Below are 17,011 nucleotides of genomic sequence, written 5' to 3' on the forward strand. Positions count from 1 at the left end.
GGAACGTATCAAATAAGCCCTTCAAAAAAAATACATGCAGTATCTGTTGGTGCTCCGTTGGAAAAAGAAGTTGTAAGAGCCATTCAATTCATGATTCTAGAGAATTTAGAAAATGGTTTATCTGGTGTAAAGTTAGCGACTTTAGAACTTTTAAGGTCGCTGCTCAATCACCAAATTGTTCCCTTTGCCCATGGAGAAGGGTCGGTTGGATATTTATCTCTGGAAGCCCATATGGCCTTAACTATTTATCCCTCCTTATCTAATGTAGAATAAATTCTGTTATGGTTTAACGCTTTAATGGTAAGTATAGCAGCGACGGGGCAATTAACATATACACCATTTGTAGCCGACTATTCAAGATATCTTCCAAGCAAAGTTTGATTTTGGCTAGTTTTTGCAACTGCAATTATTGGAACAGGATTAGCGATTTGGGGGAATGGAAATTTTTATGGGAAGGGATTTTTAAAAATAGCAATATTGTGCTAATATTTCGAAATATCCTCTAGAGTCAAATAATTTAAAAATAGATATAATTGCTTTATCACACTAATTGATTAATTATTTACTAGTTTATTAATCAATTGGAAACGCTTTAATTGCTAGCTGTGGGGGAGGATTGAGTCGATACGTTTATTTTTTTGGAATTGGATATCTGAAAAATCAAAAATCAAAGAGGGGAATTTCCAGTGAACAAACAAACCTATAGGATGGATGACGCTCCGCTAAATAAGTTTCATATAAAAATTACAGCACTAACCTTTGGTTCCAATTTTTCGGATGGATATGCTCTTGGAATCATTGGAATGGCCCTTAGTCTGCTTAGTCCGCAAATGCATCTTGGTCCATTGTGGAATGGATTAATTGGAAGCTCAGCCTTAATCGGATTATTCTTTGGAAGTCTTTTGCTTGGCGGACTTTCCGATAAAATTGGCAGACAGAAAATCTTCTTATCTAATTTTGTCATTATTACCATAGCTTCTGCTTTGCAATTTTTTGTGAATGATCCCGTCACACTTTTCATACTAAGGATTTTAATCGGGATTGCTCTTGGCGGGGATTATGCAGTAGGTTCTACATTACTTGCTGAATTTGCACCAAGAAAGTACAGAGGTCTTCTATTATCATCCTTAAATGTTTTATGGACCGTTGGTTATGTGCTTTCCAATGTTGTAGGATATTATCTTGGAAAAATGGGACCTGACTCTTGGCGTTGGATGCTTGTGAGTGCAGTCGTTCCTGCTGTCATTGTTTTAGTAATGCGGATTGGAACTCCTGAATCTCCAAGATGGCTTGTGAAAATGGGTCGAAAAGAAGAGGCAAGAGAAATTGTGAAAAAATATATTGGTCCTCATGCCGTAATGGATGAAACGATTTCGCAAGATGCTGCCACCAATTATGGAATGAAGGATCTTTTCAACAAACATCTTTGGAAACGCACGGCATTTGGCGGCCTATTCTATGTATGTCAGGTAGTCCCATACTTTGCTATTTATACTTTCCTTCCGACCATTTTAGAGAAAATGGGCTTTGAAGAAACCTTTACGGTTGATATGCTGTTAAATCTATTCCTTCTTGTGGGTTCAATCGCAGGTTTATGGTGTACAGAAAAGCTCTCACGCCGCGGTTTTACCATTTATACCTTTATTATCCTAACAATTTCCTTATTTGTTCTAAGTCTTTTGCCAGCAGGATCGCATGGTTTTTCGATTATGATTTTCGTCATTTTCACCTTTGTTATGGCGGCAGCTTCCAATTTAACTCTTGTTTACCCAGCAGAATTATTCCCAACGGAAATTCGTGGTACAGGCGTTGGGATGGTTACGGCAATCAGCCGAATCGGTTCAGCGATTGGAACATTCCTTTTGCCGATTAGTGTAAGTTCCTTTGGAATGACCACATCGATGATCGTTATGTCCATTATCTTATTGATTGGTACCGTTGTCTCGATTTTCTGGGCACCTGAAACGAAATCACTTGGCTTGAATGAAGCGAGTGATCCAAATCTAGACGTTGCAATTAGTCTAAATGGAGAGGGAAAGAGTGTTGAAGCAGTCAAATAACATTCATTTCTTGGTCATGAAAGGGGGAAATAAGGGATGATTACTACGGAATCAAATACCCGCCCAAAGGAAATAAAAAAAGTTACTTTGGGTGATGGAGATGTTTCCATAAATGAAATCATTGCTGTTGCTAGATATGATGCAGAGGTTTTATTTTCACAAGAATACTGCGACCAGGTCAATCTTTCGCGATCCGTCATTGAAAAGTTTTTGGAAGAAGAGCGGGTCATTTACGGGGTCACAACGGGATTTGGCAGTAATGTTACCCAAAATATCTCCGCTGAAGATGCCGAGACCCTTCAAAAAAATATCATTCGTTCTCATGCCGTTTCGGTTGGTGCTCCGTTGGAAAAAGAAGTGGTAAGAGCCATCCAATTCATGATTCTAGTGAACTTAGGGAATGGTTTTTCTGGTGTAAAGTTAGCGACTTTAGAACTTTTAAGGTCGCTGCTCAATCACCAAATTACTCCTTTTGCCCCTGGGGAAGGGTCAGTCGGGTATTTATCTCCAGAAGCCCATATGGCGTTAGTGTTAATAGGAGAAGGAAAAGCCTGGTATAATGGTGAGCTGATTCCCGGGAGTGAGGCGTTAGAAAAAGCTGGTTTACAGCCAGTATCATTAGGCTGTAAGGAAGGATTAGCCCTTACAAGTGGGACGACCTCGGTCACTGCTTTCGCCTCATTAGCACTCTATAACAGTATTCAGGTGACAAAAACAGCGGATATTGCTGGTGCGTTGTCTCTAGAAGCGTTAAAGGGAACCCTTAAAGCCTTTGATCCACGAACACATGAAGTTAAGAGACATGTTGAACAAGCTGGCACAGCTCGAAACATTGTAAAAATGCTGCAAGGCAGTGAGATTGCTGAAAAATATCAGGATTACCGATTACAGGATGCCCTTAGCCTAAGATGTATTCCTCAAGCCCATGGAGCTGTAAAAAAGGTTTTAAAAGATGCGGAATTTACCATATGTAATGAGATAAACTCATCAAGTGACAATCCACTGATTATTACAGAGAATCAGGGAGATGCCCTTATGGGAGGGAATTTCGATGGAACGTTCGTCGGTATCTATGCGGATACGATGGCCATCGCAATGGCCAATCTAGCAAAGGTTTCAGAGAGAAGACTAGACCGTCTCGTTAACTATCATGTAAGTGAACTTCCGAATTTTCTAGTAGCTAAACCAGGCTTAAATAGCGGTTATATGATTCCACAGTATACGGCAGCAGGGCTGCTGAATGAAATAAGGGTTCTTGCACATCCCGCAACGGTTGATAATACACCAACCTGTGCTAATCAGGAGGATGTTGTCAGTTTTGCTTATTTTGCCGCAAAAAAGGCCTATCAAGTTGCCAAAAAGCTGGAGAATATTTTAGGGCTTGAACTGATGGCAGCTGTCCAAGCGTTGGATTTTCATCGACCTCTAAAACCTTCACCCGTCAGCCAAAAGGTTTATAAGCTCATCAGGAGTGCGGTTCCAACGGTAGAAGAAGATCGATATTTCTATCCAGATATTCAATTTATTACCAACCTGATAAGTGAAGGAGAAATCCTAAACGCTGTCGAATTAGTAATGGGAAAACTAGATTGGTAGGAATGTCTAGAATAATGGAAGCTTTTTTACTCATCTTCATTCGAGTAGAATAGCTTCTATTCTTTTTGGGGGCTTAGAATATGGTCGAGGAACTGACACAAATATCTTTTGCACAGCTACTGCTTTCAGGGACCTTTGTACACGTGGCACCTTTTGAAGTTTTGCAAGAAAAGTACGGCGTGAATATTCAGCCTAATATAGTGGTTTTAGTTTCGATGGATCGTTATCCGGATTTAGCTGACGGAAAACCGGTTGAATGGAAAATAAATGTTGGGCGGAAGCTTGTGGAACAATTAGATATCCTCTTACCTGTTCCATTTTTATGGGCATGGACAGAAGAGGGGGTTCTGGCGCTCTTACTGGATTTTCATGAGGTATCTACACAGGATAGAAAAAGGGAAATCCTTTTACTGGCTGAAGAGATTCAAAAAGGATCCGATCAAATTGGCATACATGTATCAATTGGGATAGGGAATTTTTATGATGACCCAGTTTCTCTCATTTGTTCATTTGAAGAGGCAAAGAAATCAATGTCCGGAAGGTTTTTTCATGGGAATAAATTAATTTTTCACACAGATATGAGAAAAAACATGGTGGAATCCTTAAAGATTCCTTTAACGAAAGAAAAGTCAGAACTATTTTCTATTGTTAGAATTGGGCACACAGAAGGGGTTGTGACCCAAATGAAAGGAATCATGGAGAGGGTTGCTAAGATTTATAACTATAATGAAGAGGTTTTTAAATCTGAGGTCATTGATCTGCTCATGATGATGTCTAGAATTGTTTTAGAAGCCGGAGTAAGTCCGGTCGCGATATTGACCAACACGGCAAATGTCATTCAAGATCTCTATCATACGATCCGATATGACAAATTTGTTATGAAGGTTTGTAAGTATGCAGAATGGTTAACCGAACAGGTAGAAAATATCAATATTGGTGATGTTTCACCCAATATTAAACACGCGATTCGGTATATGAAAGAGAATCATCAAAAAGAAGTTTCTTTAGAAGATATCGCCCATTATTGTCACTTAAGCAGATATCATTTTAGCCATCTTTTTAAAAAAGAAGTGGGAACCAGTGTCATGGATTTTTTTAATAAGCTGCGAATTGATAAATCCTTATTCTATTTAGAAAAGACAGACTCATCCGTGCAGGAAATTGCGAATCAAGTGGGTTTCGAGGATTCCAATTACTTTAGCCGATTATTTAAAAAATATATCCATTCGAGCCCAACCGAATATCGGCGATTAATGAGTAATCGTAATAAGGGTGCTTGACTGTTATTTAGATTATAATAAATCCAACTTTGTAATATTTTACTGGGTGTATACTAAAAAAATTAGTGAAAACGCCCTTACCTCCATAACTTATCAACATATTTTATAAGGAATAAAAAAGAGGAGGGCTACAAAATGGATGGATATGGATACGGTGGATTTGGTGGCTGCGGTTGCGGCGGTTATGGCTACGGGGGTGTCGGTTGCGGCGGCGGTTTTGCATTAATTGTTGTATTGTTTATCTTGTTAATTATCGTTGGTGCAGTAATCTTTTATTAAGTAAGAACACTAAAAAAGCCCTTAAAGGGCTTTTTTGTTTGAGATTACGCTTTATTTGACCTATATGCAGCGTTAGTCATCTTGGCTTTTATTTTACTAGCCGTTGGGATCACGCAGTACTTAGTCATGAAGGATTTCCTGTTTCAGAATGAGGCAGAAACGCTAAGTGCAAGGCTGATGTCCTTGTCTAAGGATATTGGTTTAAATGTGGATTTGCCACATGACAATGATAACCCTCATGACAATGTGGGAAATCCGCCGGAGCCGAATCATAAGTTTTTCTTTTTACAGGATATGTCACTAGTCCTTATTAAAAATAACGGCGATTATCAAGACCTTTTAAAAAATAGCAGCATCCAGGCTCCAAAACTTTCGGAAAAAGAATATCAAACTATTTTGCAGGATTTTTCAATTCACAAGGATGTTCAATATCGTATTGAAACGAATTCAAAGGGAATTGAGCAATTAATTGTGTTTAAGCCGGCAGGGGGAGGTTTCAAGGATCAAGTTTCCGGAATCCTGCAACTGGGTACGAATACGGCACCGCTCAAACATGTACTTCTTCAGCAATTATTGATTTTTTCCATTCTATCTGCTTTGGCTTTAGCTGGTGGACTTGGAATTTACCTGCGCGTTTTGAACAAAACCCTTGTGCCGTTATCAAGGATTGTGAATGCGGTGAAGAAAACTAATGCCGGAAACTTAGAAGAGCGTCTTCCGGTTGAACAAGGGCAGGAAGAGATTGACCGTTTAGCGGAGTCGTTTAATGACATGTTAGGGAGATTGGAAAAATCCTTTGAGTATGAAAGAGAAACGAAAGAACAAATGAGACGTTTCATCGCGGATGCCTCTCATGAGTTGCGAACACCGCTTACATCCATTTCCGGTTTTCTTGAAGTTTTATTAAGGGGAGCAGCCAATCGGCCGGAACAGCTGTACAAAGCATTAAATAGCATGCAGGGTGAATCAAGGCGGATTATTAAATTAGTAGAGGACTTATTATTGCTTACGAAGCTGGACCGCGCCCCTGAATTGCAGGCTAAAGAGACCAATCTTTCCATGTTGATCGAAGAAATGGAACCGCAACTAAACGTTTTGGCGGGAGATCGCGCGATTCAATTTCAGCTTGATCAAGATGTTGTTGGATTCTATGAATCAGATAAGTTAAAGCAAGTGATTCTTAATCTATTTAATAATGCTGTCCAACATACGGATCCAGTATCCGGGGTGATTAAAGTTTTGCTTGCAGTATCTAATTCGTTTGCAAAGTTTTCCGTAGAGGACAACGGCACTGGAGTCAGCGAAGAAAGTCTGCCGCTCAATCTTCGACCGTTTTTATCGCGCCGATGTTTCCCGTGCCAGACGAACCGGGGGAGCAGGACTCGGGTTATCGATCACCAAGTCTATTGTAGAAGCACATGGAGGAAGAATTGAGGTCGAGAGCAAGCTCGGGACCGGTACCATTTTTAGTGTTTTTTTGCCGCTGTGATCCAGAACGTATCTGTTTCGCAAGGCTAGTGGGTCAGTCCCCAAGTGAGTTAAAGATTTAACGCACGGGGACTTGCCCACTGACATTAATGGGAGGTATTTAATACTTCCGTGAAGTCAATTTTATATATTTTTTTGGGTCTGCCCCTTAGTTTCTCTTGTTTTTTGTAGGAAACATGGGCTACCCCTTTCTCTTCCAATTCATTTAAAATCCGGTTAGCTTGACGTAGTGTTAGTCCAAGCTGGTAAGCTATATCCTCCGCGGTTACTTCATTACTTTTCATTTTAGAAATCAAAGCCATGATTTTTTGGATCCGCAGAATCGGAATTTCTAATACCTCACTTAATTTTTCTATTTGAGGATCAATTATATTTGAAAAATGGAGACAAGTATCATCTCCCATCGGGCCAATCACTTCTTCATTTGTCGTAATCACATATGAACATGGAAAGTCATGTAATTCTGCTTGCTTATTTGCTATTTGCGCAGACTTTTTCGCTTGATAGAGGGTCGTTCCAATTCCCCATCCTATACTTACCTGAAAGGGGAGTGCCTCGTTTAAATACTCCAAGACAGAACATCCGGTAAATTCATTTGTTAGTTTTCTTAGATCTGCTTGAGATGTAATAATCTCAAAACCTGTAAGTTTTTTTTGAATAACAGATAAAGAATGACTTTTTTCATTAAATTCTAAAAGTGCTTTATGGAGTAAAATCTGTTTCAACTCAAGATCCGCGATATCCTCTTGATCTTTAATGGTCACAACTCCCAATGCCCACTGGTTGTCTAATAAATTTGAAATCTGCAATTCATTTATAATGTGTTTAACTTGTTCCAAAATAGACTCTTTAGACGGAAAGATAAAGATATTGGGAATGCCTGCCCGATTCAAAAGTTCAACAATATTACTGATCCGAGTAATGACCAGATCAATCTTTCCTTGCTCCCATAATGACAAATGCTGCTGAAACGCTTTCTCGTAGAGCGATTCTGAAAATTTCAGCGGGAGAGAAAAAGGAAATTCCTCGTCTTTTAAAACATCTTTAAGCCCCATATCATTATTTTCCTCACTAAGCAGATCCGTAGACACTCGGGCAAATGTTAAATTTTTATTTGAATTACTAATCGCAAATAAGCGTTTATAAAAATCCCCTTCCGGAATGTCTAAAAAATAAATCGGGGTCGGAAATTCAGTCATTTCTTGCTGCAAAGTGATATAGCCCAATTCGCCGCTAAAAAGAATTCCATCATAAAATAAATGATTTCTTTCGTACAACTCTTTAATCTCGCTAATTTGACGATACGGGATAAAAGTCAGCTCACATTGATCTTTAATAAGCGGTTCAACCTGTTTTATTTGATTGATAGAATGGGGTGCTGTAATTACGCCGATCTTAATCATGATTCATCATTTCCTTCTTCAACCTGTGTTCTTCCCTTAATTATACTGTTAAACGGCCTTTTTAACCAAATCCTTCATCCTTTTTTAAATTATTTTGGTTTTTAAAATTTTCTTGCTAATTAGAAAATAGATTGCTATAATTCATTTTAAGAAATGTCCGGAACATGTCTTAAAATGTTTTTACTAAAAATCTTTATACAAGGAATCTTATTAAAACGTTGAAAGGGGTTACATGTATGGAAGAAAACGTATATAACAAAAAGGCAAAAACAATGGTATTAACTCTCCTTTTTTTAACTTGGATTGTCAATTATATGGACAAAAACTCCATGAATGTTGCTATTATCTCTATTTCTAAAGATTTTCATTTAAATCCTACCCAAATGGGAATGGTCATCAGCAGTTTCTTTCTGGCTTACGCGATCATGCAATTAATCGGGGGATGGCTGACAGATAAATATGGTTCGAAAAAAATTATTCTCATCTCCTTATTGGTTTGGTCTATTTTTACCATTTTTACTGGATTCGCCTGGTCATTCATCTCCTTAATTATCATTCGTTTCATATTTGGATTTGGTGAAGGAAGTTTTCCCTCTGCTAGTTCAGTTGCCTTAGCGGAAAACTTCCCTAAAGAAGAACGAGGACGGGCAAAAGGGATTTTGTCAAGTGCCACACAAATCGGTGCCATCGTTGCTACTCTTGTAGCAGCACTATTAATAAAAAATGTTGGATGGAACGTGATGTTTTTTATCTTTGGTGCGCTTGGTTTCATTTTTCTTCTTCTATTATGGAAATACATGCCCGAGAGAGCACAACTTAAAGGTAGTACACAAAAACCCAAGGTATCTTATATGAATGTGGTAAAAACCCCGCTGGTTTGGAAATTGTGTCTGATCTATTTTGGCATGAGTATGGTGAACTGGGGATTAAGCTCCTGGCTTCCATCCTATTGGGTAAACGTCCGTCATCTTGAATTGGTGAAAACGGGCATGATTTCGATGCTGCCAGCATTATTTTCCCTAATTGGGATTAACATTAGCTCCTGGATGCTAGACAAAATGAAAGCGGGTAAGGAAAAGTATATTATCATGATTGGTTCCGTTATTGGAATTATTTCACTTTATTTAACGATGCATGCAACATCCGTTTCTATGGCATTGACTTTCCTTTGCGGTGCCTATTTTGGAGTAGGGTTTATTGCTATCGTACTCGCTCTCCCATTGAAATTGCTTCCTCAAGAATCAATGGGGTCGGCTGTTGGTATCATGTATTTTGGCGGCCAAATGGCCGGAACGATTGCACCAACCTTGATGGGATATACCATCACTTTATTTAACGGATCTTATTCTGGGGCGTTCACATTGTTAATTTTCTCGCTTGTGATCCCGATCTTGACAAGTATATTTTTAAAAACAAATTCAATACAAAAAGAAAGAAGTAATGCAGCATGAAGGATATTAAAAAAATAGTTGAAATCATTGAACAAAAAAAGGACAAGTTCATTCAGATTAGCGACCAAATCTGGGAATTTGCCGAAACACGTTTCCAAGAGGTCCGCTCGGCTGAGTTACTTTGTCAAACACTTGAAGCAGAAGGATTTTCTGTTGAAAAAGGAATTGCCGACATGCCTACCGCTTTCCTCGGCAGCTTCGGTTCTGGAAGCCCTGTTGTAGCGATTCTTGGTGAGTATGATGCTCTTTCAGGACTAAGCCAAAAAAGTGGTACTGCCATTCCTGATCCCATTGAAACAGGTGGGAATGGACATGGCTGCGGGCACAATCTTCTAGGAACCGGTTCGCTTGCTGCTGCGGTTGCCCTTAAAGATATGATGGAACAAGAAGGGTTGCAAGGAACGGTTCGATATTACGGCTGTCCAGCTGAAGAAGGCGGTTCCGGGAAGACATTTATGGCAAGAGCTGGCTGTTTTGATGATGTTGACTTTGCTTTATGCTGGCATCCTTGGACGACCAATACTATATTACCGGGAAATTCATTAGCGAATTACCAAGTATACTTTAAATTTAAAGGGAAAAGCGCCCATGCTGCGGTGCAGCCGCACTTGGGAAGAAGTGCACTTGATGCCGTGGAACTGATGAATGTCGGGGTCAACTACCTGCGAGAGCATATCATCTCAGAAGCGAGAGTCCATTATGCGATCACGAACACAGGCGGTTTTTCACCAAATGTTGTTCAAGCAGAAGCAGAGGTTCTTTATCTCATTCGGGCGCCTAAGACGCAACAAGTGAAAGAAATTTACGAAAGAGTTTGCAAGATTGCTAGAGGGGCAGCCCTTATGACCGAAACAGAAGTAGAAATTGTTTTTGATAAAGCCTGCTCTAACTTGCTTCCGAACAAAACCCTTAACGCTAAAATGGCTGAAGTCATGGATGAAATTGGGGCTCCAGCATATAATGAAGATGAACTCCACTTTGCAAAGCAGCTTTCTGCTACCTTAACAGAAGCGGATAAGAAAAATGAGATGAACAATCTGCCAAAAGAAGCAGCTGAGGCTCTAAAGGATAAAGTGATGTCTGATGTTAATAATCCATACTCAGATGATCTGGCAGATAAACCGCTCGGCGGGTCGACAGATGTTGGAGATGTAAGCTGGATTGTACCTACAGCGCAAATTGGTACGGCCTGCTGGATTTTAGGGACACCGGCACATACTTGGCAAGTGGTTACGATTGGGGCTACATCGATTGCTCATAAAGGAATGCTTCAAGCAGGTAAAGTGATGGCAGGGACGGCACTTGAAGTGTTGAAAAATCCGGAATTTCTGGAGAAATGCAGATTAGAACATAAGGCCCGTTTAGATGGCAATCTCTATCAGTGTCCCATTCCTGATGAAGTCGTCCCAGCTTGCAACAGAAAATAGGATTAAAGTGGTAAAATCAATAGAGGTTTCAACACCATACTGAAAAGAAAAATGACGTAAGCAGTTCCTACGTCATTTTTCTTATGTTGTAAATTGAATAGAAAAAGCATCTAAAACATTACGAGAAGACTGATCAAGGATAATTCTGATCTTAGTCAATAGCCCTGCTCGACAAATACGAGCAGGGCTATATAGGATCAGCAAGTTACTGCTGATTTGTAGGGTTGCATTTTTTAAAAGCAAAAAGATTCGCGTTGTGAACAATCTCCGTAATATAGTTCATGGTGATTTTCACTGCCTCCTCAAACTCATAGCTTTTGCGATTATTGAGGATATTTGTAAACATCCCCTGCCAGATTAAAATGGTTAATTCATTAATCGCATCCACGTTTTCCTCTTTAAGATATCCCTCTCTTAGGGCAACTTCTAAAAAGGATCGCCCCCGTTTTGATACATTCCGTTCAAAGAGAATAATCTTTAACTCCTCAGGAATGTTAATCAAATCAGCCGGATAAATTTTATAATATTCTTCCAGCAGCTTCTCGGGCTGATCCCCTAAATCCATAATAAATACCGCATTAAAAATTTGTGGCTGTTTAAAGGAATGAATACAAAAACATTCCCATGCCAACAAGTACTTTTCAATCGGATCTTTTCCTTTTTCAATATAAACAGCTACTTCATTCGTGTAGGCTTTCAAGAACTTCATGGATGCGAAAAAGATCAGATGGGAGATCTCAGAAAAATAGTTATAAATAGTGGCACTATTATAACCTGCTTTATCTGCCACTTTTCTGATCGTTACATTCTCTAAACCTTCTTCTTCGATAATTTCAGCCGTAGCATCGACAAAGTATTTCCACATGCGGCTCAATTGTATTTCCTTTTTTTTCATCGTTATACCCCTTACAATTTTTATATCCATATAAGTTATATCGATCTTAGGCGAAGTGATATCTAGTAAAATTATACCAAACTATTGGCTTAGAAGCCGAGGTGAAAATAATGAAAAAGCTGGCGAAAAACAAACGTTTATCGCCAGCTTCTTTCCATTTTAGCTTGCTTTTATTGCTTTCATTTCTTTCCTCTGAAGGGCAATCTCTTTTCGTTTTTCTTTCGTTACTCTTTGCCAAATGACTGCGGTAATCAACCCAACGATCGTCAAGCCTAATAAAATGGCGAATAATACCTTATAACCGGTGGTGCCACCCCAGTGGTCCAAACAAGCCCCGGCAATGATTGGCATAAAGATTTCACCGCTGTACCCGATGATCATTAATGGCATCGCGACGGTTCCGGTTGTTTCAACTGGATAGTCTCCTTCGACCAAAATCGCGAAGTGCGTCGCCTGTAAGGCATACATGGATACATAAACAACCGCGATAAAGATTAACAGCATTATGATTAGAGAAGGCTTTCCAGGCAAAAGAATGAGAGCGGTTAAACCGGCTGCCAATACACTATAGGCAATGATGACCATATTCGAAATCCCAATTCGGTCCCCAATAATTCCAGAGGTGAAACTTCCGACTGGGCGGCAGTATTGTGAAAAGTAACCCAGTGCTGCGGCAATGATGGTGGAAGCACCAAAGGCAGCGTGTGCATAAGGTGTAATATAATAGAAACTATTGATCATGGCATAAGACGTCAAAATAAGAACGGCTGCCAGCCAGGTTGTTGGCATTTTTAGAATCTTCCAGAGTATATCCCAATCAAATTTTGTATGATCTTTTTCGTTTGCCTGCTCACTGCTGTTGTTTTGTTCAGGTTCCTTATAAAGGAACATAATCAGGATCCCTAAAAGAATACAAAACACGGAATAGAAAATAATTACAGTGGATAATGCCAGCTTGTCACTCATTTGCTTTGAAACAAAGGCGAAGATTCCTAGTACCAAAGCAGATTCAATCACTTTGGAGAGACCGCGTCCGCCTTCAAAAAAGCCGAATGCTTTTCCTTGTTCATTTTCGTTTGCTAATGACCGGACAGCTTTAATTAACGCTACCCAAAAGGTCATGATGGAGGTTATACCCCAAGCTCCATAAATTAAAAGCAATACAGAGTATGGGGGATACAATAGTAAGGTAAAGCCTAGAGCTCCAGTCACGATTAACGAGAGCGTCAATAAGTGTTTCGTTTTCCAACGATCTGCCACATACCCTGCAAAGATATAGGAAATCAAACAAGCAATTCCAAATACACTTCCGAGTGAGCCCATTTGTGTATTGGTTAAGTGAAAGTCTTTTAAAAATACATCATAATAATAATTCCGGAAATAGGGCAATGTATAAATCATTTCACCTGCAATGATTAAAATGATTAAAGTAGGTATATTTTTCTTAAGTCTTCCTTCCATCTCTTATCCCCCAATCGCGGGCTTTTTAAAGTAAGGCTGTATAAAACTTGTCTGTTGATTTCCGCTCCAGGCACTTCGCTTTCCGCGGGCGTGCCGGGGAGCCTCCTCGTCGCTTTCGCTCCTGTCGGGTCTCCCCAGCCCGGAACTCCCGCAGGAGTCTTCGTGCCTTCCGCTCCAATCAACGGTGTTAAAAAATCAACAATGTTCTTTAGCCTCTTAAAGCCCCACGCGTTTAATTTTTTGGTCCCAATCTTTCGTGAATGCCGGCTCGCCGTTTTCTTTTACATCCATTTCTCCAACAATAATAAAGTGTTCACCATCAGAAGTTTGCGTAACGTTAATGTCAGCGTCAATCCACCAGCCCTCGCGGCCAATTCTCATTTTTTGATAAATCGTATATTTTGCGGAAAGAGGATCAGCATTGCTTAAGGTCAACTCCCGCTTCAAATTGTGTTCAACGGTCACATCAATTTCATCAAAGCGATAAACCCCTTCGCCAAATACCCCGCCGACACCATCCGTAATGCAAGTCCATGTATCCGTTACAATATCATAAGAAATCGAACGATCGACTTTGCCTTCTGAAAGGAGGGTGATCGGAGTGAATGGCGCACTCTCCGGACTCATATTCGGTCCTTCTGTCCGGCTGCCGTTAAAGATTGGCAACGAAAACTTAGCGGTTTCCAGATTCAATGTAAGTGCGGCCTCCTCTGGCATGGTCCAAAACATTGGCCAAAAAGTAGTAGCAATTGATAAACGCACCCGGTGACCGGCTTTAAACCTATGTCCACAGCAGTCGAGATTCACATAGGCATTAACCTTCTCACCAGCGTTCAGCAAGTCTACCCGATCATGTCCATTTAAATGGGTTAAATTCATGACACCGTAGGAAACACGGGTAACGGATCTGTCCGGTGCTACATCTGATAGCTGTGCAAATAGCATTGCTTTCGGTTTGTCACTCGATAATTGTACTTCAAATCTCGGGTAGCCTACGATTTCTAATGGGTTATCTAAAAGATCACTTTCAAAGACCATCGCCATTCCATCATCTAATCGCTGGTCTGAAGGACTTTCTCCAAATACTCCTGCACCCATCCATTCTCCTGATAAAAGGCCGTGATTTAGAGGGGTTTTTAATAACACCTGTTCTTCTTTATGATCTCTTTCTTCTAGTAATTTGCCGTGGGTCAATTGATACGTTTTCGTGAGGACATCATTGGATGGCCATGAATCAAGTCCGACCCATTCTCCTTTACTAACCGGTTTAATGGAAGAAGGGGGCATGCTTTCCTCAAGCCATACATCAATCATCGGTCCATCCAAGCAATCGTTTTCGATGCCTTTTAGCCAATGATCCCACCATTTAACAGCCTCTTGTAAAAAGCCCATCGCAGGTCCGGGAACGCCATCTTGAGGATAAACATGTGCCCAAGGACCGATGATCCCTTTCCTAGGAACCGAAAGCCCCTTCATTAAACTGAATACGGTATTCGTATAAGAGTCTTCCCAGCCATCGATGGCGAGAACGGGCACTTCAATGTCATCGTAGTTTTCACAAACTGAACCATGCTTCCAATATTCATCTCTCGTTTGGTGCTCCATCCACTGCGCCATCCATAATGGCATATTTTCTAGTCGTTCCAGCCATTTTTCCCGCCAGCTGTCGCCGACAATATGAGGGTCGAGCGGACGCACCTGATAGGCAAGCATAATGTTTCCCCACCAGAAATTATCGTTTAACAGACAGCCGCCTTTATAGTGGATATCATCGTTGTAGCGGTCATCGGTAAATCCAAGGGTAATAATAGCCTTTAAATTTTTGGGTCTTCTGGCTGCCACTTGAAGGGAATTAAAGCCTCCCCAAGATTTACCCATCATTCCGATGTTTCCATTACACCAAGGTTGTTTTGAAATCCATTCAATGACTTCTAGGGCATCATCTTGTTCTTGCTTTAAGTATTCATCTTTTAGCAGACCATCGGATTCCCCCGAACCTCTCATATCCACTCTGACTGCTGCATAACCATGTCCGGCAAAATATCCATGCATCGGTTCGTCTCTTGTCCTTGTACCGTCGGTTTTTCGGTAAGGAATGTACTCTAAAATCGCTGGTACTTTTTCACCTTCCGGAACCTCAGGAAGCCAGATCCGGCTGGAGAGTCTCGTTCCGTCTTTTAAAACAATCCATGTGTTTTCAATCGTTTGATACGCAAACGGAAAATTGGTGATAATTTCTCTTTCTTTGCATTCTGTTGACATGTTAGCATCCCTTTCTTCCTCTCACGTTGCAAAGAGGTTTAACATAACTTTAAAGCGCTTTCTAAAGACTTTAACCTTAGTTGAAAAAACAATCAAAACCATTTTATAATCATGATTACAAAATTACTATGATTAGATTATAGCACCCAAATATATGTCGCACAACTTAAAATTTTCAAAAAATAAATTAAGGGTCTGACTCCCTTTCGGTTAAAAGTCACGAGGAATTCGATGATAATCTGTTAAACCATATTGGTAATCATTTTTCGGAATCATGGGGTGCGGTAACTTAATTAAATATGTAGTTTGTCCACACCATGATTTGAAATCCATCATAGTCTATCTAAAAGAAGAAGAAAGGAAGAAGAGGGTCAATGCTGGAGAACGATAATGAATTAAAACGGAAACCAATGGGGGAAATCGACCGGTTTTCAAGACTCATGCTTGGCAGTCATAACCGCAGAGAACCATATCAAATGAATGAAAATACTTCACAAGAATTTCATGAGCAACCTGGGCAGGCATCTTTTAATCGCACCACCAATCGGATGGATGGTTGGCTATTTGGCTTTCAGGAAAAAGAAGCTCCGACCTCCTCACAAAACAATCTCAATCAGATAGAAGGTCTCCTTAACCAGATCGATTTGATGCAGCTGATGGAAACAGTTGATATGTTCGTTGCGACAACTAAACAATTAAAACCATTATTTAATGATTTCAACCCTTATTTCAAGCGTTTGGCTAAAAAATTCAAAGCATTTAAAGGGGGCTAGCTTTCTATCTACAACTTCTCCAAAAATAAGGGAAGGAAGAAGATTGAAACAAAAAAAGTAATTTTAAAAAACTTTCTATTGCAAGTTAACACCCACGGTGTTATATTAATTAAGTCGCTCCCAGAAAGAGTGGATAAGTAAACAAGATTAAGAAAAACTTCCTCTTGTTTTGATTTGCACAACGTGATATAATGTAAAAGTTGCTCTTAAAAAGAGTGTGAAAATCAATCGGAATTGAAAAAAATGATGATTGACGGAATTTAAGAAGTTTGATAAAGTAATATTCCTGTCGCTTTTTATAAGTGCTATTGTTCTTTGAAAACTAAACAAACAAAAACGTCAACAAACAATAATAATCATGTTTCTTCTATTATATAGAGAACATGAGCCAACGTAACAAATGAGCTATATCAACTTTCTTGGAGAGTTTGATCCTGGCTCAGGACGAACGCTGGCGGCGTGCCTAATACATGCAAGTCGAGCGAATCAATAGGAGCTTGCTCCTGTTGGTTAGCGGCGGACGGGTGAGTAACACGTGGGCAACCTGCCTGTAAGACTGGGATAACTTCGGGAAACCGGAGCTAATACCGGATAATCCTTTTCCTCTCATGAGGAAAAACTGAAAGTCGGTTTTTA

The 17,011-nt window shown here is 40.0% G+C and carries 13 protein-coding genes, 1 rRNA gene and 1 pseudogene; 11 read left to right on the forward strand and 4 right to left on the reverse strand.

What is annotated here, in order from left to right; translation table 11 throughout:
• The first annotated feature begins 30 nt into the window (after positions 1–30).
• The 7 genes and pseudogenes from M028_RS0110545 to M028_RS33850 all read left to right on the forward strand — a co-directional run bounded on the left by M028_RS0110545 (position 31) and on the right by M028_RS33850 (position 6,704).
• Complete coding sequence (locus M028_RS0110545; protein WP_269320928.1) at positions 31–273, forward strand: aromatic amino acid lyase; 243 nt, start codon at positions 31–33, stop codon at positions 271–273.
• A 413-nt stretch (positions 274–686) separates the two neighbouring features.
• Entirely contained in the window at positions 687–2,060 is a 1,374-nt protein-coding gene (locus tag M028_RS0110550) for an MFS transporter (RefSeq protein WP_026573888.1), read from the forward strand.
• 36 nt (positions 2,061–2,096) lie between these two features.
• Positions 2,097–3,656, forward strand: coding sequence for a histidine ammonia-lyase (hutH, locus tag M028_RS0110555; protein ID WP_035424062.1), 1,560 nt, complete (start codon positions 2,097–2,099; stop codon positions 3,654–3,656).
• A gap of 80 nt (positions 3,657–3,736) precedes the next feature.
• Positions 3,737–4,936 (forward strand): helix-turn-helix transcriptional regulator, encoded by a 1,200-nt coding sequence (locus tag M028_RS0110560; RefSeq protein WP_026573890.1) that lies wholly within the window; start codon positions 3,737–3,739, stop codon positions 4,934–4,936.
• A gap of 135 nt (positions 4,937–5,071) precedes the next feature.
• A complete protein-coding gene (locus M028_RS32050) occupies positions 5,072–5,215 on the forward strand; it encodes a YjcZ family sporulation protein (RefSeq protein ID WP_081810715.1) in 144 nt (47 codons plus the stop codon).
• Between the two features lie 294 nt (positions 5,216–5,509).
• A pseudogene (locus M028_RS29790) lies at positions 5,510–6,466 on the forward strand (sensor histidine kinase); the annotation flags it as partial.
• 70 nt (positions 6,467–6,536) lie between these two features.
• On the forward strand, positions 6,537–6,704 hold the full coding sequence (locus M028_RS33850) for an ATP-binding protein (RefSeq protein WP_269320929.1): 168 nt from the start codon (positions 6,537–6,539) through the stop codon (positions 6,702–6,704).
• 85 nt (positions 6,705–6,789) lie between these two features.
• Here the strand turns inward: M028_RS33850 and M028_RS0110575 are convergent, their stop codons facing one another.
• Positions 6,790–8,106, reverse strand: a complete 1,317-nt coding sequence (locus tag M028_RS0110575) for a hypothetical protein (RefSeq protein ID WP_026573891.1) — start codon at positions 8,104–8,106, stop codon at positions 6,790–6,792.
• 236 nt (positions 8,107–8,342) lie between these two features.
• Here M028_RS0110575 and M028_RS0110580 point away from each other — a divergent pair, with 236 nt between their 5' ends.
• Positions 8,343–9,557 carry an MFS transporter gene (locus M028_RS0110580; protein ID WP_026573892.1) on the forward strand — a complete coding sequence of 405 codons (1,215 nt, stop codon included), beginning with the start codon at positions 8,343–8,345 and terminating at the stop codon, positions 9,555–9,557.
• Complete coding sequence (locus tag M028_RS0110585) at positions 9,554–10,984, forward strand: M20 family metallopeptidase (RefSeq protein ID WP_026573893.1); 1,431 nt, start codon at positions 9,554–9,556, stop codon at positions 10,982–10,984. The genes M028_RS0110580 and M028_RS0110585 overlap by 4 nt, the downstream gene beginning before the upstream one ends.
• Before the next feature lie 205 nt (positions 10,985–11,189).
• On the opposite strand, the gene M028_RS0110590 is transcribed toward M028_RS0110585, so the two are convergent.
• From M028_RS0110590 to M028_RS0110605, 3 genes are all read right to left on the reverse strand, one after another.
• Complete coding sequence (locus tag M028_RS0110590; RefSeq protein ID WP_026573894.1) at positions 11,190–11,879, reverse strand: TetR/AcrR family transcriptional regulator; 690 nt, start codon at positions 11,877–11,879, stop codon at positions 11,190–11,192.
• 159 nt (positions 11,880–12,038) lie between these two features.
• Complete coding sequence (locus tag M028_RS0110595; RefSeq protein WP_026573895.1) at positions 12,039–13,340, reverse strand: MFS transporter; 1,302 nt, start codon at positions 13,338–13,340, stop codon at positions 12,039–12,041.
• A 216-nt stretch (positions 13,341–13,556) separates the two neighbouring features.
• Positions 13,557–15,602, reverse strand: coding sequence for a CocE/NonD family hydrolase (locus tag M028_RS0110605; RefSeq protein ID WP_026573897.1), 2,046 nt, complete (start codon positions 15,600–15,602; stop codon positions 13,557–13,559).
• Between the two features lie 374 nt (positions 15,603–15,976).
• Between M028_RS0110605 and M028_RS0110610 the strand changes: the two genes are divergently transcribed.
• Positions 15,977–16,375, forward strand: a complete 399-nt coding sequence (locus M028_RS0110610) for a hypothetical protein (protein ID WP_026573898.1) — start codon at positions 15,977–15,979, stop codon at positions 16,373–16,375.
• A gap of 416 nt (positions 16,376–16,791) precedes the next feature.
• Positions 16,792–17,011: ribosomal RNA gene (locus M028_RS0110615) — 16S ribosomal RNA — on the forward strand; the annotation flags it as partial.

Source organism: Bacillus sp. UNC438CL73TsuS30 (genome assembly GCF_000482325.1).
In the GTDB taxonomy this organism is placed as follows: domain Bacteria; phylum Bacillota; class Bacilli; order Bacillales; family Cytobacillaceae; genus Neobacillus.